The organism is Candidatus Eremiobacterota bacterium, from assembly GCA_031082125.1.
In the GTDB taxonomy this organism is placed as follows: Bacteria; Vulcanimicrobiota; CADAWZ01; order CADAWZ01; family Ess09-12; genus Ess09-12.
Genome location: JAVHLM010000045.1, coordinates 22,528 through 47,177 on the forward strand (window position 1 = coordinate 22,528; position 24,650 = coordinate 47,177).

At 58.0% G+C, this 24,650-nt stretch carries 22 protein-coding genes; 12 read left to right on the forward strand and 10 right to left on the reverse strand.

Features of this window, described 5'->3' with window-relative positions:
• Positions 1-3: 3 nt before the first annotated feature.
• The gene (locus RDV48_29305) at positions 4-1,401 is read left to right on the forward strand and encodes a radical SAM protein (protein ID MDQ7826932.1); all 1,398 of its coding nucleotides are present in this window, start codon (positions 4-6) and stop codon (positions 1,399-1,401) included.
• A 16-nt stretch (positions 1,402-1,417) separates the two neighbouring features.
• On the opposite strand, the gene RDV48_29310 is transcribed toward RDV48_29305, so the two are convergent.
• The 4 genes from RDV48_29310 to RDV48_29325 all read right to left on the reverse strand — a co-directional run bounded on the left by RDV48_29310 (position 1,418) and on the right by RDV48_29325 (position 6,180).
• Entirely contained in the window at positions 1,418-2,623 is a 1,206-nt protein-coding gene (locus RDV48_29310) for a radical SAM protein (protein ID MDQ7826933.1), read from the reverse strand.
• 143 nt (positions 2,624-2,766) lie between these two features.
• Positions 2,767-3,474, reverse strand: coding sequence for a hypothetical protein (locus RDV48_29315; protein ID MDQ7826934.1), 708 nt, complete (start codon positions 3,472-3,474; stop codon positions 2,767-2,769).
• Positions 3,475-3,486: 12 nt separating this feature from the next.
• Positions 3,487-3,897, reverse strand: a complete 411-nt coding sequence (locus tag RDV48_29320) for a hypothetical protein (GenBank protein ID MDQ7826935.1) — start codon at positions 3,895-3,897, stop codon at positions 3,487-3,489.
• Positions 3,898-3,987: 90 nt separating this feature from the next.
• Positions 3,988-6,180: a DUF2723 domain-containing protein gene (locus RDV48_29325; GenBank protein MDQ7826936.1), complete on the reverse strand. Its 2,193-nt coding sequence runs from the start codon at positions 6,178-6,180 to the stop codon at positions 3,988-3,990.
• A gap of 335 nt (positions 6,181-6,515) precedes the next feature.
• Between RDV48_29325 and RDV48_29330 the strand changes: the two genes are divergently transcribed.
• Together RDV48_29330 and RDV48_29335 are read left to right on the forward strand one after the other, a co-directional pair.
• The gene (locus RDV48_29330) at positions 6,516-7,349 is read left to right on the forward strand and encodes an HNH endonuclease (GenBank protein ID MDQ7826937.1); all 834 of its coding nucleotides are present in this window, start codon (positions 6,516-6,518) and stop codon (positions 7,347-7,349) included.
• Between the two features lie 126 nt (positions 7,350-7,475).
• Positions 7,476-9,218 carry a PQQ-binding-like beta-propeller repeat protein gene (locus RDV48_29335; protein MDQ7826938.1) on the forward strand — a complete coding sequence of 581 codons (1,743 nt, stop codon included), beginning with the start codon at positions 7,476-7,478 and terminating at the stop codon, positions 9,216-9,218.
• Between the two features lie 23 nt (positions 9,219-9,241).
• Here the strand turns inward: RDV48_29335 and RDV48_29340 are convergent, their stop codons facing one another.
• Positions 9,242-10,789, reverse strand: coding sequence for a mechanosensitive ion channel family protein (locus tag RDV48_29340; protein MDQ7826939.1), 1,548 nt, complete (start codon positions 10,787-10,789; stop codon positions 9,242-9,244).
• A gap of 189 nt (positions 10,790-10,978) precedes the next feature.
• Between RDV48_29340 and RDV48_29345 the strand changes: the two genes are divergently transcribed.
• Both RDV48_29345 and RDV48_29350 read left to right on the forward strand, forming a co-directional pair.
• Complete coding sequence (locus tag RDV48_29345; GenBank protein MDQ7826940.1) at positions 10,979-12,175, forward strand: hypothetical protein; 1,197 nt, start codon at positions 10,979-10,981, stop codon at positions 12,173-12,175.
• Positions 12,176-12,268: 93 nt separating this feature from the next.
• Positions 12,269-13,714, forward strand: coding sequence for a PQQ-binding-like beta-propeller repeat protein (locus tag RDV48_29350; protein ID MDQ7826941.1), 1,446 nt, complete (start codon positions 12,269-12,271; stop codon positions 13,712-13,714).
• A gap of 10 nt (positions 13,715-13,724) precedes the next feature.
• Here RDV48_29350 and RDV48_29355 read toward each other — a convergent pair whose 3' ends face one another.
• Positions 13,725-14,417 (reverse strand): hypothetical protein, encoded by a 693-nt coding sequence (locus RDV48_29355; GenBank protein MDQ7826942.1) that lies wholly within the window; start codon positions 14,415-14,417, stop codon positions 13,725-13,727.
• Between the two features lie 153 nt (positions 14,418-14,570).
• Positions 14,571-15,353 (reverse strand): tetratricopeptide repeat protein, encoded by a 783-nt coding sequence (locus RDV48_29360; protein MDQ7826943.1) that lies wholly within the window; start codon positions 15,351-15,353, stop codon positions 14,571-14,573.
• A gap of 529 nt (positions 15,354-15,882) precedes the next feature.
• Here RDV48_29360 and RDV48_29365 point away from each other — a divergent pair.
• Together RDV48_29365 and RDV48_29370 are read left to right on the forward strand one after the other, a co-directional pair.
• Positions 15,883-16,590: a hypothetical protein gene (locus RDV48_29365; GenBank protein MDQ7826944.1), complete on the forward strand. Its 708-nt coding sequence runs from the start codon at positions 15,883-15,885 to the stop codon at positions 16,588-16,590.
• An 18-nt stretch (positions 16,591-16,608) separates the two neighbouring features.
• Positions 16,609-16,896 carry a hypothetical protein gene (locus RDV48_29370; protein MDQ7826945.1) on the forward strand — a complete coding sequence of 96 codons (288 nt, stop codon included), beginning with the start codon at positions 16,609-16,611 and terminating at the stop codon, positions 16,894-16,896.
• Positions 16,897-16,941: 45 nt separating this feature from the next.
• Here the strand turns inward: RDV48_29370 and RDV48_29375 are convergent, their stop codons facing one another.
• Positions 16,942-17,874, reverse strand: coding sequence for a hypothetical protein (locus RDV48_29375; protein ID MDQ7826946.1), 933 nt, complete (start codon positions 17,872-17,874; stop codon positions 16,942-16,944).
• A gap of 164 nt (positions 17,875-18,038) precedes the next feature.
• Between RDV48_29375 and RDV48_29380 the strand changes: the two genes are divergently transcribed.
• Complete coding sequence (locus RDV48_29380; protein MDQ7826947.1) at positions 18,039-19,085, forward strand: hypothetical protein; 1,047 nt, start codon at positions 18,039-18,041, stop codon at positions 19,083-19,085.
• Here RDV48_29380 and RDV48_29385 read toward each other — a convergent pair.
• Positions 19,028-19,348, reverse strand: coding sequence for a hypothetical protein (locus tag RDV48_29385; protein MDQ7826948.1), 321 nt, complete (start codon positions 19,346-19,348; stop codon positions 19,028-19,030). The genes RDV48_29380 and RDV48_29385 overlap by 58 nt on opposite strands.
• A gap of 404 nt (positions 19,349-19,752) precedes the next feature.
• Between RDV48_29385 and RDV48_29390 the strand changes: the two genes are divergently transcribed.
• The 3 genes from RDV48_29390 (at position 19,753) to RDV48_29400 (ending at position 23,308) form a co-directional block, all read left to right on the forward strand.
• Positions 19,753-20,184 (forward strand): hypothetical protein, encoded by a 432-nt coding sequence (locus RDV48_29390; protein MDQ7826949.1) that lies wholly within the window; start codon positions 19,753-19,755, stop codon positions 20,182-20,184.
• Between the two features lie 286 nt (positions 20,185-20,470).
• Positions 20,471-21,967 carry a GNAT family N-acetyltransferase gene (locus tag RDV48_29395; protein MDQ7826950.1) on the forward strand — a complete coding sequence of 499 codons (1,497 nt, stop codon included), beginning with the start codon at positions 20,471-20,473 and terminating at the stop codon, positions 21,965-21,967.
• Positions 21,968-21,997: 30 nt separating this feature from the next.
• Positions 21,998-23,308 (forward strand): hypothetical protein, encoded by a 1,311-nt coding sequence (locus RDV48_29400; protein MDQ7826951.1) that lies wholly within the window; start codon positions 21,998-22,000, stop codon positions 23,306-23,308.
• Between the two features lie 39 nt (positions 23,309-23,347).
• Here RDV48_29400 and RDV48_29405 read toward each other — a convergent pair whose 3' ends face one another.
• Entirely contained in the window at positions 23,348-23,761 is a 414-nt protein-coding gene (locus tag RDV48_29405) for an ankyrin repeat domain-containing protein (GenBank protein ID MDQ7826952.1), read from the reverse strand.
• Positions 23,762-24,015: 254 nt separating this feature from the next.
• Here RDV48_29405 and RDV48_29410 point away from each other — a divergent pair, with 254 nt between their 5' ends.
• Positions 24,016-24,456 (forward strand): hypothetical protein, encoded by a 441-nt coding sequence (locus tag RDV48_29410; protein MDQ7826953.1) that lies wholly within the window; start codon positions 24,016-24,018, stop codon positions 24,454-24,456.
• The last annotated feature ends 194 nt before the right edge of the window (positions 24,457-24,650 follow it).

The window sequence follows — 24,650 nt, forward strand, 5'->3', positions numbered from 1 at the left end:
AATATGAAAAGATATCTCCTTGTGGAAGCCCAGGAATTCTGGCACGTTTACATCGAAGGCTTCAAAGCCGATGTGCCCCTCGATGTCGTGCAGCCCATCGGCCTCGTTCAGCTTGCGGCCATGATAAGGGAGAAAGACAGTGATGCCGAGATACGCATCATAGATCTCCGGCTCTATAAAAAAGACTACCATGGGCTCGAAGAGACGGTGAAAGAGTTCAACCCCGAGTTCGTGGGCTTCCGCGTGGTGAGCCGCGACTCACTTTTCGCCAACGGAATAATCAAGCTCTTCAGAACCCTTCTTCCGAAAGCCGTTCTCACGGCCGGGGGCCCCCATGTGACGGCCTGGATGGGAAAGGTCATGGAGGAGGCGCCCCTGGATTACGCCGTCTTCGGCGAGGGCGAGATAACACTCATCGATCTCCTCGAGCATATAGAGACCGGCGGAGGGTTCGGGGAGGTCCAGGGCCTCATTTACCGGGACGCCAGCAGCGCCATCCAGGTCAACGAGCCAAGGCCCTTCATCCAGAATCTGGACATCCTTCCCCTCCCCGCCTGGGACCTCGTGGAACACCAGAAATATTTCGAGTTCATGTGGCTCCCCAAGGTCCCCGTGTACCTGAGCGCAAGACGTGAGGTGGTCTCTATCTTCTCATCGAGGGCCTGCCCCTTCAATTGCACATTCTGCCATAGCATTTTCGGCAAAAAATTCCGTGCCCAGAGCCCCGAAAAGACGGTGACGGAGATCGAGTACCTCTACAAGGTCTTCGGCATAAGGCAGTTCGACTTCAGGGATGATATATTCAATTTCGACAAGAAGAGGGTCCACGCCATCTGCGACCTTCTCATCGAGAAGGACCTTAAAATAATGATGAACTTCCCCAATGGCCTCCGGGGCGACATGATGGACGAGGCCCTGATCCTCAAGATGAAGGCCGCCGGGATGTTCCAGGCCACCTATGCCCTGGAGACCGCTTCACCGCGCCTGCAGAAGATGATCAGGAAAAACATCAACCTGGAGCGCCTCCGCGAGGCAATCCGCTTCACCTCGAAGCAGGATGTCCTCATAAAGCTCTTCGTCATGCTCGGATTCCCCACGGAGACAAAGGAAGAGCTTCAGATGACCTGTGATTTCTCGCTTGACCCCGCCGTGGACTTCGCCATTATCCATTCCGTAAATCCCTTCGAGGGGACGGAGATGGCGGAAACCCTCAAGAAAGAGGGCGTTGACATCGAGAAATTCAGAGATAAATACGATTACCAGTCTTTGAACTTCAACGTGAGCAGCGCTACCCTGGAAGACCTCAGGAAGACCAAGGAGCACCTCATAAATGACTTTTTTACCGATGAGCGCTTCGCGACCATGATAAGGAAACTGATGCTCTACATGCCCCGCAGGTAAGGCTCCACAGGCTCCGCTAGAGAATCGCGAACTTCTCGTTCCTGATGATGCCGTCCCAGTACTCCGTCACGGTGCCGTCGCGCAAGAGTATATCCAGGTTCAGGGCCTTGGTCTCCTCGTAATCCATGGTGTGCTTGTCGGGCCACGAGAAAATGACATAGACGAAATTGGGCTCAACGAGGCCCTTCTTTTCCGCCGCATCCTTATAAGCCTGGATATTTCTGGCATTCTCTTCACCGATGTACCGGGCAAGATACCGTGTCATGCTCTCGGGACCGTTCTTTTTATAGCCAAGCTTCTCTCTGATGATGGGATGCTCGAGGAAGGCGTAGTAGTCGAAATCAAAGAGATAGGTATTAGGGAACCACATGGTGGAGGTCCAGAACGCCATGAGGTACTCGTAAGGCATCCTTATCTCCCTTGCCAGGTATTTGACGAAGTCCGAGAGATAGATGTCCTTCTCACCCATGCGGCGCCCTATGCCTGTGGCTACGCGGGCCCTTATCTGGTAGATGAAATCATTGTTTTCCAGGGCGTACCTGGTGAGCTCACCAAGCTGATCGTCATTGATGCCCCGGACCATCGTGTACGAGAGCTGGCAGAAGATGCCGCCCACTTTCTTCAGGTTCTCCAGGCCTTTCAGCTTTGTCTCCAGCAGGTTGGCATTCTCGATCTTTGTGAAAGACTCTTCATTGAGGCCGTTGCAGGAGAAATTGACAAGGGTGCAGCCCGCTTCCCTGATCTTCTCCACAAAGCGGATATCGGCGAGCTTCACGCCGTTGGTGACAATGCCGGCTATTTTTCCCTGGGACCTCACATAGCTGATTATCTCCAGGAGATCTTCTCTCGTGGTGGGCTCGCCGCCCGAGAGCGTCACCGTAGCGCCGCGATACTCCCTGATGGCCTTCTTGAGCTCGTCAAGGGTGAAATCAAGGCTTGTGTCCCTCTCGGGGAGATAGCAGAGATGGCACTTCAGGTTGCATCCATGGGTGATGTTGATCATCAGGGTCCTGAAAGGATAGGGACAGGGATCACTGACGCGCTTCACCGAGATGACCCGCCTGAAAAAATCTACATCCCTCTCAAGCACCCCCTTGGTCACACCGTGTTCAGGGCAGCTCTTAAGAATGACGACCTTGTCATTCTCGGCGATGACCTGGGCATCCACTTTCCTGTAACACTCACTGCACAGGCCTGTGGTCTTCTCTTTTAATATTTCCATGGGGACCTCTTTTCTTCTGTCGATTTCTGGAAGCATTTATGAATATGCCTTCTTTCCCTGAACAGCGCGGAAAAAAAGGCAACAGGCTGAAGCCGATGACTCAAGCGATGGGTCCCGCTTCCCGCAATCCCTTCTCTGCCCCTTCAGAGGAGCCTCTCTATCTCCTTCTCCAGCTCATCGGCGCTGAAGCGGCCTTTTCCCCCGGATTCAGCGGCAAGAGCCACGGAAAGGACTCCCCCTGCAATGCGGCAGCTCTTCATGCCTGCTGCCGAAAGCCTCACTTCGCGCACCTTTGCCGAGAGCTCTGAGCGGCCCAGATCATCTGAAGCGGTGCGGATCATCGCTTTCTCAAGGGCGTCAAGCTGCTCCTTCAGAGCCCACATGGCGCCGTCAGACGAGGGAAAGGCATCCCACTCGACCGATACGGCGAGTGCATGGCCCAGTTTTTCCGCAAGAAGGCGCGAGTGCTCCTCGGCTCTCCTTTTCAGGTCCAGGCGGGTGGGAGGCGTGCCACCGGGGGGCACCTCGAGGCTTCCTCCAGAGAGGGGGCTCACCGCCTTCTGCGCTCCATGGACGGTGAGAGCCTCAATGCTTGACATCATGACATAAAAGACATCATTGGTGGCAAAGCCCGAGTGATCTGCCGGCCTCAGCGTCACTGCCCGGCTCCCTCCAGAGGTCTTTTCCTCGACGCCGGTGAGATATCCCTTGACATCACGCCCCGAATTGAGGTGAAGGGTGAGGAGAAACAGGTCATTGTCAGAGGCCTGTGTCCTGGCGGCGAGCTCCTCGAGGATCTCGTGAGGCTTCCGGGGAGGGAGCCTGTTGAGGATTGAGCCTTGTGTGTCCATGCGCTTTCCTTCTTACAGCTTTTTAGAAATCACTTCGACCACGGCTTTTGTGCGGTCTCTCACGTCGTCGATATTGGTGGTGGGAAGGTGATCGATGGTGAGCACGCCGCCGTCGAAGTTGATGGCTGAGCCGGCGGAGTAATTCCCCATCCTGTTGCAGATGACCACTTTCTTGAGGCCGGCGCGGAGTGCTTCCTTACCCATGTCGTCAATGCATATCTCCTTGAAGCCGTTGATGAGAGGCTGGAAATATACCTTGGGAAAAGAGTCCTCGTAAAGATGGGTCATTTCCTCGATACCCAGGGACTCCCAGTCAATCTCCATTGCCACCTCGAATGCGGCGGCCTCGTCAACCTTCTTTTTCAGCCCCGGAAAGATGTCATCCTGGAATTTCTTTACAGCCCTGCGCTCCTGAAGTCCCATGAGCAGTCCTCCTTTTTATAAGTGTCACTCTCTAATTTATAAGTGTCACTCTCTAATTTACATGCCGCCCCCCGATGTTCCTGCTGTTATTCAGAGCACGAGGGGAAGAAGGAGCATGAAATCAAAACCTTTCCCGTCCTCCCCCTGGCTCCCTGGAATGTAGCGGATGACTGAGCCGCCTGAGTCGTGGACGCCAAGGGCAAGAAAATGCTTCCCCCTAAGCCGTTGCGGGGGATAGTAATAGACCTGGTCCTCGGTGATTTCACCGGTGCGCCATTTCGAGGTGCCGGATTTTCCCCCCAGCGTGAAGAAGCTGGTGGTCTTCTCCGGCATGACTTTTCTATACCTTTCATCAAGCAGGATGAGAGACGCCAGGACGTCGCGGGGGATCTCCCTCAGGGCTTTCCAGTAAAAGCAGAAAGTGAGCTTTTTCCGGTACACGGCGCTCACCTGCTGGGGGGGAAGCCGGTAGCCAAGGAACTGGAGCTCACCGCCAAAGGTTCCGTCGTTGGCAATCCCCCTGAAGACACCGGGAGGCAATGCCTTGACCGTGACAGCCTTCCTGAAGCCCTTTATCCGGTATGGGAGGGCATCGGTGGGCACGACGGCCATCGGCCTGAAAAAAACGTCGGGGAGGTAAGGCTCAAGCGTCACGTCGCCCATCAGCAGCACTTCGGGGTATTTGTCCTCGTCGATGCTGTCGCCGCCTATAAAAAGGGGAATACCGCCGGAGAGGCTCCTCTCGAGGTCTTCCTTGAGCAAGGCGTTCTTCTGGAGGGCCTGCCGCGAAGGAACTGCACCGGCAGTAATGCGCTCCATGACAGAGATATCGGGACTTTTCACAAGAAGATGCTTTGCCGCCACGGCGGCATCATAACGGTTGAAATAGGTGACAAGCTGCTGGAGGATGAGGGAGCTGTATATGATCGAGCGGGGCGGGAGAGCGCCGACGATGGCCCGCGTCGGCTCATAACAGCTCACCATGGCGCGGCCGTTCACAAGAGGGAAGTTCTTCGCGAGAAGCCAGAGCGGCAGCACAAAAATCGCGAGCACAAGCATCGCTGACAGCGGGAGTCTTGCGCGTCCCGAAAGGGCAAGAAGAGGGCCTTCCAGGATACGGAGATAGAGCGCCAGGGCGCCGGCGGCAGCGAGCACAAGGTAGAGCAGCAGCGAGGGAAGGGCAAAGGAGGTGTTGGCGCCCTGCCCCTCCATGGCGCTGAGCGTGAGAAACGGCAGGGTAGTTGAGAGAAAGAGAAGCACAAGAAGGGAGAGAACCTTCGCTCTTGTGGAAAAGCGGGAAAGTCCCTCCCCGCGGCGCGGGAACAGCAGCACTATCGTGAGGACAAGAGCGGCGAGAAAGAGGGCAAGCGTCACGGGAGGGAGCTGAGAAAGCACTATATTCCGAAAATAGGGCACTATATTGGAAAAAAGCCTGCCGATGCTGAACATGGGGCCTTCGCGCCAGGGGCTCCCGCTCATGTAGGCGGCGAACCACCGGGGAGACCCCGTGGCGATGCCCTTCATCACGGCGGTGGGATGAATGAAGGGAGGCACCGAGGCGAGGGCCCAGAGATAATAGAGGTAGGCGAGCAGGCCGGGAATCACCAGAAGCAGGGAGAGGAGCCTCTCTTTTGCGGTGGTCTTCTCAACAGGGCAGAGGAGCAGAAAAAGAAGAAGGGGCGCCGCAAAGGTGAGGGCATTCAGGATGCTCGTTCCCATCATCAGGCCCGCGCAGAGACTGCTCAGGGCAAGCCACTTTTTCCCGCCCCTTTCCAGGAAGAGAAAGGCGAAATAGAGCGACATCGCCATGAGGAACATGAAAAAAGTGAAGACCTCGGTGATGACGGCGTGGCTCCAGAAGAGCCCTGAGATCCCGAAGGTGCAGGCTGCGGCAGAGGCCAGGACCAGGAGCGGCAGGGCGGCGCACCGGGGAAAGATCAGGGACAGGGCCTTCCGTGAGAGGATGAAGACGGCCGCTCCGGCAAGGGCCCCGAAGAAGGCGGAAAAGAGGTTCATGGCATAAGGGAGGGGGAGAAAAAAGAGGACCGCGCAGAAAAGCCTTGCCGCGATGAGGTAGAGGGGATGGCCCGGCGGGTGGTCGATGCCCCCCGTGGAGGCACAGAGGGCATACTCGAGGGCATCCCACGTGTTGTAAGGCGTGGAGGTCCCCCAGTCAGGGGTAAGGGTCGCAAGGTAAAGGGCAAAGAAGAGCAGGGCAAGGATGGCGGGAACCAGGCCTGTTGAGCGGCCTCTTTCCTGGGTCGGGATCGACTGGCTCTCCATTTCAGCTCTCCTTATTCCCCCGCTTCAATGATGGCTTCCCGCCACGCCCCCCCCCGGAGTATCCGGGGCATGCTGCAGGATGGCTGATACGGAAGGGAAAGCTCGCCGATTATCAGCGCTTCTATTGAAGTTCGAGAGAAAGGGGGGGCCTCCTTTCTGCCATGATGAGCGGGACCGGCGCCTGTGCATGGCTTCGGTGATACTCTCACACATTACCTGCCACAAAGAGTTTTTCGGCTCAAATATTTTCCGCCCGGCGGCAGACCGGCTCTGAAACGCGGGGAAACAGGCCCAATCCTTCGCTGGCTGCCGCCTTATGACCTTCAGGGTCCTTTTTGGCCTCTTTGCCCCTTTCAGGCCCTCTGGAGGGCAGGATCGCAAAGAGCGCCCTGCGTCATCTCTCGAGGGTCGCGACGCCTGAGAACGAGTGCTGGTGGCTCACCATTGCAGAGGTGCGCTCTTTGTGCGGCCTCGAGAGGGAAGTAAAAAGGGCCCTCGCCGAAGGGAAGGCCGGATCGGCGGCCCCTTCCGACGACGCTCCCGAAGCTAGGGATGAAGGCACGATGATGTATTTCAGCGTGCCACCCTCTCTTGCCCTCACCTGGGACTTCGCCCTCTCCCTCTTCAGGGACAGGTGTTTTGAGAAGCTCTGGAAGTATTTCAGCGATGTCGATGAGCTGCGCGACGCCGAGGCCAGCATGGAAATTGAAAAAGATTCCTGTCTGTGTGCGGGCCTCGGAAACCAGTCGGGGAGCGATCATCTGTATGCAGGGGCATGCAATGGGAAAGAGCAGGCAGCCCATCACCATAAAATCCTCAAACGTGACCGGTTCCGCTGCCAGGCCCCCGGCTGCCGATGCCGCCGCAACCTCCACGTGCACCATATCATCAGGCGCTCCCAGGGGGGCACTGATGACCCCTGGAACCTCATCACCCTCTGCGAGGCCTGCCACCTCCACCTGCTCCATGGCCTCAGGACTCTCACCATGAGCGGCAAAGCGCCTTATGATCTCACCTTCACCTTCGGCTCCCTCTCTGGAGGGACCCCTTTCCTGGTCTATGCAGGGGGGGCCGGCGGGGATCTGCGGCGCGTGACGCCGGAGTCTCCCCGGGTTCCTGAGGACTGCGCACGCAATACCTCTTGCCTGCCCGCAGAAGATCATGTATAATTTATGGTAAGCTTTCTCAGCGGCCTGACAATTTAGGACTGAACTGCTTCCGGTTCCAGGGAGAGAAGGCTCTCCGGAGTGACAGAAAGCGATTCAAAACGCCAATTCAAAAGAAACGAGGTTCTCATGAAAAACAACCAGGTCGGGATGTGGTTTCTCGTTTCCCTCATTGCGGCATGCTTGTTCTCCCTCTTCGTTCCCGGATGCGGAGGAGGAGGCGGGGGCGGCGCCGCAGGAGGCATCGGGGGCTTTGCGGGCGGCGCGAGGATCGCGAGGATCGCCATCACCCTTCCCTTCCCCCAGAAAGGCGCCGCGGGAGTCGTCAGGCTCAGGGGCACCATACCGGGGGGCAGGGACGAGTTCCTCCTCAGGGAGATCCCCGCCGGCACGACATACTTCGCCATATATATTTATGAGCGGGGGACAACCGATGAAGCCGTCCCCCCCGTGCGCGTTGACAGGCCCGCTTCGGGAACCACTGCCACGGCCATCATCGACAATGTGCCCATCGGCTGGAAGACCATACGGATCCTCGCGAGCAACGCGTCCAACGAGGCCCTCGCCGAGGCCTTCTATGACATCAATGTCACCACCGGCGACAATCCCGAGGTGACCATGACCCTCACCCCCACCCTGTCGCCCCTTCCTTCACCTTCGCCGATGCCGACGCCGACGCTCTCACCGTCGCCGACGCCTGAGCCATCGCCGTCTCCGACGCCCTCCCCCGTGCCCTCTCCGCAGCCTCCGGGGCCGGGGCCTAACCCGTCACCCACCCCGACTTCGTCGCCCGGAGCGCTGAAGTGGAGCTGCAGCCTCCCCGGCTCAGGCGCTAATTTGTACTTTTCTTCGCCTGCCATCGCATCGGACGGCACCCTCTACGTCGGCAGCTATGACAAAAAGCTCTATGCATTGAGCGCCTCGGGAACCCCCCTGTGGAGCTTTTCCACAGGCGGCATCATAACTTCATCTCCCGTCGTGGGAAGCGACGGCACCGTCTATGTGGGCAGCCAGGACACTTATCTCTATGCATTGAGCGCCTCGGGAACCCCCCTGTGGAGCTATCAGGCATCAGCCGCCTTCGATGGGGGGGGACCCGCTGTCGGCAATGACGGCTCAAACGACATCATCTATGCGCCCTGCACTGACGGCTGGCTCTATGCCATCAATTCATCGGCACCGAGCTCCGCGATGTGGAGCATGAGCCTCAGCAGCAGCCTGGTATCCAATCCCGCTATTGACAGCACAGCCGGAACCATCTATATGGGGACATGGAGCGGCCACCTGATGGCCTTTTCAGTTTCTGACGGTTCGTTGAAATGGGACTACACAGCCGCGGGGACTATCAAGGGAGGCCCCTCGGTGGGAAGCGGCGGCACTGTTTACACCGGCGCCACCAACGCCCGTCTCTACTCAGTCACCTCATCGGGCTCATCGAACTGGAGCTTCTCTTGCGATGCCATAGAAAGCCAGCCTTCCGTGGGAAGCGACGGAACCATCTATGTGGGAACTAATAGTTCCCCCTATGGTTTCATGTACGCCATTAACCCCTCGGTGTCAGGATCGCTGAAGTGGAGCTATTCCACAGGGCCGGTGAAGTACTCAGCGGCGGCACAGGGAAATGACGGCACTGTGTACGTAGGCACGATGGACGGGAAGCTCTACGCCCTCTGCGCCTCGACAGGCACCCCGAAATGGAGCTACAGCACAGGCAACTATTTCTACTGCTCTCCCACCATCGGGAGCGACGGCACCATCTACATAGGCGCTTACAACGGCGTGTTCTACGCCATATACGGCAACGGCGGGGGCCTCGACACCGGGAGCCCATGGCCAAAGTTCGGCCGAAACATCAAGAACACCGGCAGATGAGAAATGGGGATAGGGGGCCGGGATTACAGGGCCCCCTTTTCTTTCTCTATCCAGATCTTCCTCTGGGGGAAGGGAATCTCCACCCCTTCGCGGCCGAACCGGAGCAGGACGCGCCTGTTCAGCTCCCGGCCCACTTCCCACTGCGCAAGGGGAGCGGTCTTCACGAGGGCTCTCAGCATGACGGCGCTCTCCGCAAGCTCCTGCACACCGCTCAGAACCGGCTTCTTCTCCAGTTTTTCCGGCCAGGCCTCAGCGAGGCCTTCTATCTCTTCAAGTATCAGAGCGAGGCACCTGTCAGGATCGGAGCCGTACGCGACGCCCACCCGGAAATCGGTGTTGGCCCATTCCCGGGAGTGGTTCTTCAGGCGGTTCAGCATCCCGTTGGTCACGATGGAGAGGCCGCCGTCGATCTCCCTGATCTGGGTGGACCGGAGATTGAAGCTCACCACTGTGCCGGATACGGGGCCGGCCTCAATCCAGTCGCCGATGCTGAAATAATCTCCCAGCAGGATGTTGATGCCGTAAAAATAGTCTATCAGGATGTCCCTGCCGATTACGCTGAGGGCGATGCCGGCGAGACCGGCGCCTGCGAAGAACTGGTGGACCGGGACTCCGACGGCGAAGAGGAACCATGCCGTGCCCCATATCACCGCCACCGTCCCGATCAAGAAACGCCCCCCCTGGGTCAGGGTGGCGATCCTCTGCTCCTGGCGAGCCTCGCTGAGGTGTCCCTTCCTGTAAGACTTGATGTAACGCTCAAAAATCAGGCAGCTGACCTGGAAGAGCAGGTTCATCAGGGTGCCGATCAGAAGAGCGAGGAACACGGGGCGCAGCGCTCCCCGGCCGAGTGTGGCAGCCATGGGCTTCAGGAACGGATGGAGAAAGAAGCAGGCTGACAGCCACCCCAGCCATATCAGGAGCTTGAGGGACCATGCCGGCGAGCGCATCCAGCGCCTTGCCGCCGCATCGGCGAGCACATGGAGGAGCAGGCAGAGAAAGAAGAGCATGGAGACAATATAGGGATAGTTTCTCAGATACACGGGAGATCGCAGCAATGCCTCGCCGGCAAGATCCATCTGCAGCAGGTGCTTCCACTGCTCAGCGACCTGGTGCTCCAGCCGCTTCTTCGCTTCATCGGAGAGCCTTCCGTAATATTCCGGGCAGTCGGCGGCCAGCACGGTCACGAGGGGTTTCCCGCCAACGGCCACTCCCGTGACACCGGAATAGTCCTTCACCTCCACCTCGGGCACCTTGTCCCCCAGCCCGGTAAGGATCTGGTGGTACTGGGCCGCCACGATGCCCTCCCTCTCCAGCGCCGTCATCTTGTCGGTGCTTCCCAGCCTGAAAAGAAAGGGGCGGTCGAAGGGATTCAGGCCCCACTCACGGGGCTTTGCGGGAGGCAGGGGAAGGTTGGGGTCCGGCGCCGGTTGCGAAGGCAGTGAGAAGGTCACCCCGGAATCCTTTGAATTCCCGCCCCCGGGGTTCAGAGCGCCGGTGACAATCATGCCGGCTATCGCCACAACAAAAAGAATCCTGTTGGTAGTCAGCTTCAGATTCATCTTTTTTTTCACCGGCGCACCTGCCTTCCCAGGAAGAGGCTTTCTCATGGCGCCCTGAAAATCCTTTCATGGCCAGGTGTTTACAAACTGGAAATTGCATTCCGGGCGGCGTGATCATATAATATGAGCAATGGCTTTCACATCGCAGGAGGCGCCCATTGCAGGGCGATGAAAATCTTTCCAGAGGAATGAGGTGATTCCATGATAGATCCGCTGCGTCCTTTCTCTTTAAGCCAGGTGACCAGAGGGGCGCTCCCGCTGTCTTCCAGGACACCTTCCGCGGACCAGGAATCCCCCGTCATGGCGGACTCTTCTGAAATAAGGGGCCTCGAGCCTCTCCAGACCCCGAAGGATGCCGTGAAGACTCTCGCGGAGAGCTTCGGCTATGCCGAGTTCCCCCAGGTCTCGCCCGACGGCGAGAAGGTGATCTTCAACGTCGTGGGAGATTACACGACCTCCCAGATGCTCGAGATGGACCTCAAGGGGAAGCACATCCGCTCCCTTTTCACCGGCGAGCCCGTCACCAGGGAAAGCCTGCCCGCCTTCCTGGAAAAGCACCGGGGGAAGATTGACGAGCAGGGGACATGGTCGCAGGACGGCAGGCACATCTTTTACCGCTCAAACGAGAAGGGGACTTTCGGCATCGGCCGCTTTGACACAAAGACCTCCTCGCGGGAGCTTGTGCTCCATGACCCGGGGCAGAACCTCAAGCACCCCGTGGAGACCCACGAGGGCTTCATCATCGGGTACGGCGGCCCGCCGTCAGAAAAGTACCTCACCTCCGAGAAGTACTCCAATATCTTCATAGGCGATCCCGCAGGCCACACCTATCATTTCATCACTGACTCCGAAGGAGCGGCAGCCTACAAGCACCCCTCGGAGATGAAGGGAGTCATCGTGGCCCACAAGGAGATGAAAGGCCCCGCTGAGGCCACGTCGGACCTTATCACCATTGATCCCGCCACGGGTAAAGAGATGAATCTGACGAAAACTCCTGACTCCGACGAGCGCCATCCTTTTTATCACAAAAAAAGAGACCTTATTGCCTTCCACTCAGACGAGTCGGGCGACAAGAACCTGTGGCTCGCCACTCCCGACGGCAGCAGAAGATGCCAGCTCACCTTCTACGGCAAGGCCGCCCAGTCGCCGTGCTGGACGCCTGACGGCAAGAAGATTGTCTTTGTCAAAAAGCTTGAGAGTATTCCCGAAGGCGAGCCCTTTTACCACCGCGAGGCCGACATCAGGGTGATTGACGTCAAGGACGCCCTCAAGGACCTGGCCCACCAGGCAAAGAAGCGCCTGAAAAGCGCCGAGAAGCACGGGGCGGGGAGCGAGGCTCTTGAGCAGGCCAGAGCGGAACGTGACACCTACAAGTTTTTTCTCAAGCGCTTCGAGTAAAAGTCCTTCGCCTGCGTGAGGGAAGCTGCCGCGAAAGTAACCTTGCAGGCACCATGGCGGACAAATGAGACTGTATTTGATGAGGAGAGCTTTATGGACATAAAACCTCTATCCACCGGAACTTCAAGGAGGGAGTCGCCTCCGCTGCCGCCTGCCGGGGAGAATGGGCAGCCCCCTCAAGACACGTTCGAGAAATCGGACCCTGCAGCGAGCACCGGGCCCCAGGGCCGCAGGTTCACCTCTCAGGAGGTGGGAAAGGCCCTCCTCTCGCCGGACAAGAAGGAGCTGGAAGAGAAGATAGTCAATGCCCGTGTCATATGGGACTTTGAAAAGAAGGACTCAACAGCCTGCGACACTGTCTTCGACAAGGAGAGGAAAACCCTCTACACAGGAGTGGGCACGAGGGACCAGTGGTACCTCACGGCATTCAACCCTGACGGAACAGTGAAATGGGCCTTCCTGGACGAGCCCGCGAAGAGCTCGCCGGTCCTTGACGGCGAGGGCAACGCCTATATCCGCACGGCGGGGAATCTCTGCGCCCTGGATAAGGACGGGAAAAAGCTCTGGAGCTACCCCACCTCGGGATTTTCAAGCTGGGATGACACTCCCCCCGCCATAGGCCCAGATGGCACCGTCTATATCATCAGGGGAAACCCTGAAGGCATGGGCACCTCTTCACAGAATCTCAGGTTCCAGGCCGTCAAGGACGGAAACCTGCTCTGGCACTACGACGCCATCGGTGACCCCACGGGCGACCCAAGGGCCATGGTGGGGCGCGACGGCACTGTCTACCTCTCGGCGTCAAAGGCGCAGAAAAAACCGGGGGGATGGTTCTCCTCCGGGGAAATCAAGGAGAAGGACTTCCTCATCGCGCTTAAGCCCGACGGAAGAGAAAAGTTCAGGGTCCCCGTGGAGTCCTGGCCTTCCTACACCCATGGCAACATCGCCGAGGGGCCCGACGGCTCGATTTACGCGTGCCACGGCGAGAGGAACCTCTCGTGCTACACGCCCGGCGGAAAGCTGAAATGGACCTACACCCTCAATGAGAAGGTGACGGGGGCCAATGGGCACGCCCGCCTCACCCAGGTCCCGGCATTCGACGAAGAGGGCTCCCTTTACCTGGCCTCCGACACCAGCGCCGCCTATCCCGAGGGGTACCTCGTGAAGCTCGACGGGAACGGGAAAGAGCTCTGGAGCAAAACAATCAAGGGCGGCTTCGCCTCGAAGCCCCACATGGGGCCTGACGGGAAGCTCTACGTGAGCGCCCATACGGGGGAGCTCTGCCTCTTTGACAAAGACGGCGGGGATAAGGGCACTCTCAGGGCAGGGGAGATCTCGAGCAACAACTTCTCCTTCGGCGAGGAGGGCGTTGTCTATCTCAACAACTACGACAGGATCATCGCCTTCCAGCCCGACATCGGCAAAATGCCCGGCGATGGTGAAAGCTCCCCTGAAAGCCCTGAGCCCCAGGCTCCCAAGGTGCTGGAGGAAGAGGACTTCGTCATCATAGGGGGCGTGAAGCTGCCCAAGGGAAAATAAGCGCCAAGCTTCACCGGCCCCAGCAATTGGCGTCCTGGTCATCTATGGAGACCCAGAACCTGCCGTCAGTGCTTACCTCTCCATAGGCCCAGAAATTCCAGCCGCCCCTCCGGAGGGTATCGCTTCCCGGCCACGTGTCGCCATGAAACTTGTCCTTGTCCATTCCCGGGCACACCAGTCCGTCGTGAAACTCCGCCATCCGGTAACCCTCACCGCAGCTCTTGCGGCAGTAATCATTGGCCGCTTCAAGGGAGGTGAGTTCCGTTCCCCTGATTGGCGGCGTGAGCTTGACGCGTCCCCCTGACCATCCGCGGTAATACTCCTTATCCATCGAACCGCCGGTTCTATCGACGGCGTAGTTGGGCCTTGGAAGGCTCTCCTTCTTTATGGCAAGCACCGGGAGGGACTCGGTAATGAGCGTATCGCCGTGATAGGGATCGCCTCCTCCCAGGCCTGCCAGCACAATGCCAAGCTCCGGATCCTTCTTGTGGAACTTCCAGGTCATGGCCTTTTTGCCGGGCTGCGGGGCCTGCTGCACCTGCTGCTGCTGCTGGCTCTGTTGCTGCTGCTGTCCCTGCACCTGGCCCCCCTGGCCCTGAACCTGCTGGCCGCCCTGCACGCTCACCGCCGAGCGGTCGCCCAATGCCTGGCACCCCGCCAGCAGCAAAAGGATACAGAGCACAATCACTGTTGAGCTTTTCATCGCGCGTTCCTCTCAATCTCAGGGAGGAATGACCTCCCTGGTACAATAGACAGTCAATCTCCCCGGTAACGAAGGTTTCTTTCCCTGTAGGATATTACATGAAGCCCTGGAGTGATCCTGCAGCGGGCAGAGGAAGTCCGGGAAAATCACCCTCTATTTTTCAACGTTCTTCTCCACTTCCTGCTTTTCCAGGGCCTTCAGGGCCTTTCCCCTGCCTTCTTTTGCCTTTGTGCATCCTGCATCAAGCGCAAGAGCTTTTTCATAGCATTTGAGGGCGTCGCTGTACTTTCCCTGGTCATAGAGGGCCATTCCCTTGTAAGTCCAGAGGTCGGGATTGTCGCCGAGGAACTCCGCCGCCTTGCCGAAGCATGTGACGGCTTCATCGTATTTGAACTGAACGTAAAGGGTCTTTCCCTTTTCAAAGAAGGCGAGGCCCTTGTTGGTGGAGGCTTTCTGATAGCCCGGGTCCAGGTCAAGAACCTTATCGAAGCACTTCAGGGCGTCATCGTAGTTTTCAAGCTCGGCGAGGGCGAGACCCTTGATATTCCATGACGCTTTATTCTGAGGCTCCTGTTTCAGGACATTGTCGAAGCACTTTACCACATCGCTGAACCTGCCCAGCTTCACCAGCACGAGGCCTTTATTGTACCAGCCGTCAACGGAGTGAGGATTCAGCTCCAGGGCCTTATCGCATGAAGTAAGAGCCTCCTGGTATTTCTCCAGGCTATAGAGGGAAAGTCCCCTGTTGCACCAGGCCTCCGAGAGTTCCGGGTCGCCTTCCAGGGCCTTATCATAGCATTTTACCGCGTCCCGGTACTTCCCCTGATCAAAAAAATCATTTCCCCTGGTGAACCATTCTTTGGGAGACTCGGCAGAAACTACTGAAAACGCAAGAAAAAGAAAAGACAGAATGAGAAGCACCGAGCGTCTGAACATTTCGGGTGGCCTCCTTTTACTATCAAGTGATTCAATTATAAGGCCATAGGGAGAAAAAGTCGGTGCTCCACGGTACAGCGTTCCGCATGGAGGACCGGCTCTCTCCTCATAGGCCCCCTTTTCTACCGGATACCATTCCTGTATGGAATTACAGCGGTTCTCATGGTACAATCAATTCAAAGATCAGCGCAGGGAGCCATTCGGGGGGCGATGCCGCCGGAAGCACCTCCCGGGCGCGAAGGAGGATCGCGATGACTGCAGTCTTGCAAGTTTCACAGAACGGCTTTACCATAGGGGAATCTGCAGAAAATGGATCATTCCGAAAAAAACGGATAAATTCGTCACAGGCGAGCTCACAAGAGAGCAGAAGACACTGAAAAAACGCTTGAGCGGAGACAATCGGCGCGCTCCAGCCTGATCTCCAGGATTATCGAGGAGGAGCAGAGAAGGACTGACGGCCTGAAGGTCGAAGAGGATCAGGAGGCCGTCGTAATCGGCGGCGTCAAGCTTGCCAAAAAAGGATAGCCCGATGAACTCGCCAGGCCAGAACAGGGCTCTGTTGTTCGCAGCGGAAGAGGCCTCGAAGCACCCCGAGTGGAGCGAGTATGTCCTTTACTGCAGGGCCAGGGAAAAAGGCCTCAGAAAAGAGGCTTTCGCGCACCTTGACACCTTTATCGCCTCCACCGGGCAATGGCCGGAAGAGCTGAAAAGGGATTTCGCCACGTGCCTCCTCACCTGGTGCGAAACGCTCATGGATGCCGACTACGGCCCCTTCCCGGGAGCCCTCAAGGAAAAGGTGATAAAGCCCGTGATGGAAAAATGGTGTGACGAGGAGACTGCCTCGTCGGCACCCTTCCGCTGGTACGGTATCCATTTCAACAGCCCCGCCCATCTTGAAAAGGCCCTCACCCTCAATCCTCTTGATGACAGGGCCAGGATCGCCGTCATCACCTCCCTCGCGGAGAAACTGGGCCACTCTGTCCACCACCTGCCCGATTCCTATATCGGCGACCCTGAAGAAGACATGAAATGCTGCGCCATTGCCGAAGACCACATACGGAAGCTCTCGGAGCCGATATTGAAACGCTACTGGGAGAAAGAGCTCAAGGGCATCTCAGAGCTGATCGGGAATTACCTCGAATGGAAGGCCTCAGGCCATGGAAATCTCGCAGTCTGGGGACGGGAGCAGGGGAAACGGGTGGATTCAGGGGTCAAGGCGTATTATTATGAGCGATAGCCTGAAAGGCAGTGAGCTTTGATCCGGGCAGTCAACCTCGAAGCAATTGCCCTGCGGGGCGCCACAATATGCGGCAATGATGATTTCCAGATCTATATCTGCACCCGATGCGGAAATCCCGCCCTTTATAATGCAGAGACTCTTCAGCTTTATCTTGATCCCTGCAATCTCAGGGAGGTAAAGCTCTACGGAGAGGATCCCGTCACATGCCCGCAGTGCAGCTCCCGGGAGTCTTTTCAGAGCGCTCCCGGTGACAGGGAAAAAGCGCTGCTCGACGGGCCATGGAGTTTTGCTCTTGTCCCCTGATAAAGACAGAGAATCCCGGGCAGCCCCTCTCTCGTGACGGAAACCTCAGGAGAGGGGCCTCTCAGGGGTTTCAGAATCGGCGGGAGGAGCGGCGGGAAGTACCGGCGACTTTCCCTGACTGCGTCTCTTCAGGAAATATCTTGTGATGCCGGCGAGGAGCGGCGGCGCCACGAGGATCGCGGCAAGAGTGGCAAGGAGAAAAAGCGATTTTATGGCGCCGGCCCAGAAGATCCACTTTGTAGCCTCTCTTTCGAAGTAAACCCGCGAGACAGCCGATGCAATCTCCTTCACGGTGACAGTCCCGTCGCTGTCTGTCGAGTTGTCAGTCTTTGCGAGCTCTTCGCAGAGCCTGTAGATGATATCGCCGCTGTCGCTTGCGGCAGCATAGACCATCCAGGAGATGGACCGCTCCATGACCACTACGGCTGTCACACGGAGAAAGCCGTTCTCCACCGAAGGGATATAACCCTGGATTTTTTCCACCGAGACCTCGGCAATATGACGGGGGACAATGGTCTTGATATACGAGATGGGAACGGTTTTTTCGCCCTCCATGAGGCCCCGGGCATAGAGGAGCTGCTCGCTGCTCCCCATTCCCTGAGCCGATTTCTCCTGCATCACGACAGCAACTGCTATTGCCTGGAATGCAAGCTCACCGGCCTTCACCCCCAGGTGCTCATGGGTCACCACATAGATGCAGGCAGAGGTGGTGCCCATCACAAGGCCGGCGGCACCTGACAGGAACGGAATGGTGAAAACCCACACAAGAAGCACGATGAACCTGATGAGAGGGTCTGCCCCGGGATGAACCTCAAGCCAGCGCTTTCGCGCCACGAGACGGTACCAGAGCAGGAAGACCGCTATTCCGAGTGCCAGGCCGAGGGCCGTAAAGCCTGCAAGGCGGAGAAGGACACCCGGGGCATTGCGCCCCGCGGCCAGAAGAAGCTGCCTGAGAATCTCAAGTCCATGAGATGCCATATTTTTCCCGCTCCCGGCTGCACAGATGCCTCGCTCAAAGTCCTGACAGCCTGGCATTTCAATGCTTCAACGATATTCTTCCCTGCCCGCGGAATCATTCCTGCTGCAGGATTTGCCTCCAGTGGAGAGAAAAAGTAGCAACAGCACAGACCATGGAGGTGGCAATGAAGCACAGCCTGAAGACCGGCATATTTTTCTCCCTTCTCTTGTCGCTTTTTCTCCTCTTCCCGCGCGGGCCGCTCTCCGCCGGGGAGAGTATTCCGCCTCACCAGCTCAAGATACAGACTGACAGCGGCACCTACGGGAAGTGGGCCATAGAGCTTTGGCTTAATGACAAGTACGTCACGAAACTTGAAAAGCGGGCAGACATTGACATCACTCCTCATCTTCAATGGGGCAGAAATGCCATCACCCTCAATGCCGACTGGAAGGAGGAGACCCTGCCGGTCCGCCTTTTCATAGGGGCAAAGCGGGGAGGCAAGTGGATGACCTCTTACAGCTATAACAGGAGAGACAAGGGTCAGGAGGTCATCAAACAGGTCATCACAGTGCCGAGGGGCCTTCCCGAGGAGCCGGCCGTGGAAGGGCAGTATATCATGAAAGTTGAAGCCGACACGGGCACCATGGGCTCATGGACCCTGATGCCCTACATTAACGGCCGCCAGGTGGGGACGTACGGAGCCTGGGCCGATGCCGACGTGACGCCTTTCGTCATCCCGGGCAGAAACAAGGTGGTGGTGAAGGGTGAATGGAAAAGGGACACCCACAAGGTAAAGCTCACCATCGGGAGATCGGCCGGCTCATCATGGAACACGGTGGTGAACTTCGCCCACGGCACATGCGGCGCCGTGAGCAAGAGCTTCCAGTTTGACGCCAGGGGCCTGGCCGCCGCCGCGCCCCGGACCATCGAGAAGAACCATATCCTCAAGGTGATCGCCGACACGGGTACTTACGGCAAGTGGGAGATCGAGGTCCTTGTCAACGGGGAGATCGTGCAGACCGTCACCGCCTCCACGAGCATCGACCTCAATGAGCACCTGAAGCCGGGGAAAAACACCGTGTCGGTGAAGGCCCACTTCAAGGAAGATACCTCTCATGCCGTGACTCTCACCATCGGCGCGGAGAAAAACGGCAAGTGGGCCACCCTCTTAAGCTACGTGAACCGCAAAAAAGGCACGTACAACAAGGAATTCACCATCATCGCGAAATAGGCGCGCCCTTTCACGCCATCTTCAGGTGAGCCTTTGCCGGGCTCCTCATAGTTCAGGCCAAATATGTTCTTCAGGATATTGCCGATAGGAGCCCCTTCCTCCTCTCCCTCGGCGAGGGCTTCCGAAGAGAGGTCCTCCCTGTCGGTGGCGCCCGGTTTTTCACCGTCACCGGCGGCCTTTGCAGGGCCTGCGGAGGGCTTTCCCATCGCATTGAGTGCTCCACGGGACATTTCCAGGATCGTGCCGCCAATCATGTCAATCATTTCTCATGAGCCTCCTGTGGAAATTTCCTACAGTATCAGCTGTTGCCACATTTATTCATGCAATGGTGGGCAATGCCCCTCCGGTGGATCCTCCGCAGCTAGGCTCCATTCCTGGAGCGCATCTGGGCTCGCCTGCCTCTTTTGCCACAACTCGCCCTTTCGGACTCAGACAGTGGCAAAAGGATCGGCTGGCTTGCGCCCGATGCTCTTGCCATGAATTCCAAAGCCTCTCCGGATTCCAACCGAAGGGGCCTGGAACCCACCAAGGCTGCCGATGGAACAGTATTATGTAAAGGCGGCGGGAGTCTTGAAAGGATCCTGGGCGAATAGAGGGAATCACCTCAGAAAGCGAAATTCATTGCCTTGGCAGGCGAAATTCACCAGTAGTGTCACAGGAGGCTCTCATGAAAAAGATGGTGATAGTGATTGTGCTCATTGCAGCGTCCGTGCTGTGGGCAGCCCCGGCCCGCGGCCAGGGGGCTCAGAACTTCGTGGGGATATGGGCCGTCGATTATGAAAGGACCATGGAGGAGGCGAAGAAAAGCCCGAAGTATAACGCCAAAGAGGCGGCAGCGATGGGTGAGATGATGAAACGCCTGATGGCGACCATGAAAGTGGAATTCACCACCCGGGAGATGATATACCACAGGGGAGGAAAAACGAATGCCATTCCCTACACGGTGAAGTCAAACGACGGGTCAAAGACCATCCTCTCCTGCAAGGCACCACGGAGGGACTTTGAAGTCGTGGTCACCATCAGAGAGGGGGGCCTCATGAATTTTAAATCTTCGGGCTCCGATGATATGGATTACTATATCTGGAAGCGCGGCAAGTAGCGCCGCTCCGGCATGCACAAGGGCAAAAACACGGCAGGGGCGGGAAATCCCTCACCCCTGCCGGCCGCTCTTCCTGGCTGCCCGAATCCCGGCGGCCCTGCTCACCTCCCCCGTCTCAGAGGCTCTGCTTCTTTTCCCACCCCGGACGCTGCTTATTTTTTCCACCCTCCCCTTCATAGCTATCATATCACTTCTCCCGGTGAAAATATGTGAAAGGTGATACATTCCTGAGGCTGGGCCCGGGCTGCCACTTGGCAAAACCCGGTTTTCATGGTATTGTGGCACCATGGAGCCTCTTACCCTGGCACGGCCGTCACTTGAGCTGAAAGATCGCTACCTTGCGGCAATGGAAGAGCTTCCACCGGAGCTCAGAGATAACGCGACGCTTTACCTCTGCCTCACCTCCGGCGACCTGAGAAGGGATTTCCCTGCATATCTCCGGCGCCTCGAGGCCCTCGCAAGCCCGGGGGAGAGAGTGCTTGTGCCTGCCGTCGAGTACTGGGCCCTCGCTGAAGGAGACTTCGTGGGCCGCATCTCCCTGCGCCTCCATCTGAACGGCAACCTCAGCAGGCTTGGAGGGCACATCGGCTATGAGGTCCGCCCCTCGGCACGCACCAGGGGATACGCAACGCAGATGCTCCGCCTGTGCCTGCTTGAAGCGCGGCGCCTCGGCCTTATGCGGGTCCTCCTCACCTGCGACGAGACCAATAGTGCCTCCCGCCGCGTCATAGAAAAAAACGGCGGCGAGGAGATACCTTCACTGCCGGGAGGGAGCGGCGCCCCGCGGAAGCTCCGATTCTACATCAGCACCGTTGACCACAGCAGGGAGGTAGAGGAAGCGGTCTCGCAGAGCCTCTCATACCTTGGCTCAGGGAAGGTGATGGACGATCTCGGGCGAGATCCTTACTGGCCGAAATGGACCGCCCCTTGGTGGCATATGATGGCCCTCCATGAAGCAGGCCTCTCGCACCGGATTCCCCGCCCCGCCATTTCCGCAATGAGTGAGCGCCTCTCGTCCCACTACCTTCACCACTTCCCCCTCACGGAGGAGGAGATCCCCGCAGGGGCCGATCCTTACCGCCACATCATCTGCCACTGCGCCATGGGGACAATGGCAAGGCTGCTGAGGGAGGAAGAAGGTGAGTTTCCTGCAAGGGCTCCCTGGGTGAGGGAATGGATAGAGCGCTACCAGATGGCAGACGGCGGCTTCAACTGCGACGAAGGGGCCTACACCAGGCCGCGGCCCGTGAGCTCGATAGAGTCCACCCTTCCCATGCTGGAGCTTCTTCTCACCCTTGTGCGGCTTGACGGCATCCCCTTTATTGAGCACCTCGAGCGGGGCTGCGAGTACCTGATGGCCCACAGGCTCGCAAGGAGCGCCAGAAGCGGCAGGATCCTGAATTCCTCGTGGCTCGGCCCGCTTTTCCCGCGGTTCTATAATTACGACATCCTGAGAGGCCTTCAGCTTGTTGCGGAGTGCAGCGCTTCCCTGGGATTCCCCGGGAACATTGAGAGCCTTGACGAACACCTTGAGACTGTGGAGCGGTGGTTTTCGGGGGAGAGCGCCGGCGCCCTGAGGAATTACCGGGAAGGTCAGTCCCTTCTTCCCGCCGGAGATGGATCGTGGGGCCCGGGACATTCGATGACTTTTCCTCTCCTTGATGCCCTCTCGGCAGGGCAGGAAGGGCTGAAATACCTCGCCTGTCAGTGGAGGAGGACCATGTGGCTCACAGGGAGGCTTCCCTCCTACGAAGAGGGAGGGAATGCCCCTTCATTGAAATAATGACCCAGGGGAGCAAAGGAGGACCCGCTCATGGCAGTGAGGCTTTTTCTGCAGGCCCATAGCAAGCCGAAAGGTTTCTTCGGGGCAAAGCCCCAGAAGAGCGACATCCTCTCACATGTCAGGCAGGCCTTCGAGGGCGCCCTCACGGACCCGCTCATGAAGAAGTTCTTTCTCTTTGATCTGCAGGATGACAGGATGCTCCTTGTGTTCCACCCTGCCGAAGATCCTGTGGAGTTCTCCTTCGGCGAGGGAGAGAGGCTCCTCTGCTCGGCAAAAACGAATTCAGCAGGGCCGGGCTATCACGCTTTCCTCGTGGAAACCCTTGAAAAAGTTGCTGAGGAATGCAGGCTCACGTGGGAGTGGAGAGATCCGGAAGGCGGGCCGGGAGATGAAACGGGCTTCCCGGAGCACCGAAATTTTGCCGGGGTGCAGGAGAGAATGCTGGACTGGCTCCGGAACCTCGCAGGCACTGTCCTGGAAAGCTACGGCTCCAGCCAGACAAAAAACCTTCAGATATCTCTTCCCACAGACATTCTCATCGAGGGGGATTACTTTGCCGCCTCGCCCATGGGATTCTGGCCCGTGGAATGGTTCGAGAAAGTGCTGATAGCGGATGCCGAAGGGCTCATTTCCCTGGGGTCACGCTTTTTTCCCTGGTGGAACAAGGGAATTGACGGGCTCTTCTGGAAGAACTGCGGCCTTGCCATGGCGTGGTTCGATATCCCCTGGCATCATCCGGCGTCCGATGACGAGGAATCCAAGTACAGGCTGGTTCTGGAGTGCTTTGAGAGGGCAAGGCTCCTGGACGGCGCCCTGGCCCTGCCTGAAGAAGAAATCATGGAGATCAGGGCACTTCTTGAAAAGCCGGCTTCAGAGCGGCCCGCCCCCCCGAAACCCGGCCTCATTGGCTTTAAAAGGGGTATGGTGCGCCAGTTTCTGGGAGGACCCTGGTCCATTGCGCTGCCCGGGTATTTCTATACCGACAGCAACAGAGAAGGCACTGAGCTTATTTTCTGGTTCGGTGGCAGGTCGGTGCAGGCCTCTTCCATCACGGCGGAGCCCAGGCCCGGCGATGAGCTCACCGCAGAGGCGATGCTCCCTGAAAAGGATCGGCTTCATCCCCGGTGCCGGGAGACTATTGATTACAGGAAAAATGACCTCGCCGGGTGGGCACAGGTATTTCCCAATGAAGACCAGCAGGGAGGCTTTGTACTGCAGGGCTATACGGCAGCGCCTGGCAACCTGTGCATTGTAAGCATCTGCTTTGATGAAGGGCCTGACAGGGAATGGGCAGTGAGCACCTGGCAGAGCATCGAAAAGCACTCCGTGCATAACCGATAGAATATGCCACAGAGCGTGCCCTGCGGCAGCTGCTGATTCTCAGTCGTAGTCGGGCTCTCCAAGCTCCGTGACGAGGTACTCTTCGCCGCCGCATTCCTTCAACATTGCGGCGATCTCGGCATTTGCCGCCAGGTGCAGGGGGACCGCTCCCTCCAGATTGGCCACATAAGGTATCGCTCCGTTGGCAATGAGGCGCTTCACTATCTCCGTGTGGCCGTTCTGAGAGGCATAATGAAGAGGGGTGGCACGCCACCTGTCGAGGATATTCACCGAAGCACCCCTGGAGATGAGGAAAGTCACCAGGTCATTATGCCCCCTCTGCGAAGCCCAGTGGAGAGGCGTTGTCGCGTTGCTGTCCTTGAGGTCCACGTTGACCTCATGGCTGCTGATGAGCTCCTTCACCCTCTGGGGCTGATTCTCTGCCATTGCTTCAATGATATCCAGCAGACACACTTGTTCCTCCGGGAAACTCCAATTTCTGCCATCAGTCTGGCACCCACAAGGTTTTCCAAAGCATGAATGTTCTCCTGCCTCCGGAAAACTGGGTGCCCGCACCATGGAGCATCGATAAGATAACAGGGCAGCGCAAAATGTTTACCTGCTGTTCATCCCTGTAAGAACCCTGTAAGGCACCTGTGAGGGTCCTGTAAGGGGGGGGTGGTATCATGAGCCCATAAAGCACGAGATACCAGAAGGAGGAAAATAAAATGGCAGACATCAGCATCCAGCCCAGGACAGCTTACGCGGGACCTTACGGCGGTTACGGCGAATACGGCGGGGCCGCAGGAGTGAGCGCCGACGGCACAAAGGGCGCAATCGGCGGGGCGGGCTACCACGTGGGACCCAACGGCGGCGTGAGCGCCGGAGCAGGGTTCGCAGCGGCAGGCCCCAACGGCGCCATCGGCGGATTCGCCGGCGCTACCGACAATCCCTATGTGTCAGGATCGGCGAAAGGCGGCTTTGCCTTCAATGCCGCCACCGGTGAGTTCGACTCGGCCAACAGCGCCCAGTGGACCAACAAGACCACCGGCGAGAGCCACTCAAGGTCCGTTGAGAAGAATCTCCAGCTGGGCCAGGGCGGCACCATATCGGTGACCAGGGACGGCGTGAACCAGACCTACACGATTCCCCCGAGACCTACGGAGTAATCCTTAAATCTGCAGAGGAAGAGGCGCCCGACACGCTCCCCCGGACGCCTCTTCCTGCTGTACTGCCCCCGGAAAAGGGAATCCCCTTCACGCTTTTGTGAGAGCGTTCGTTTCCTGCCTTTCCGAACCCGCTTTCCGGGGAATCTACAGGTCAAGAGCCATGAAATCTTTCCCCCGCAAAAAACATTCCGCCC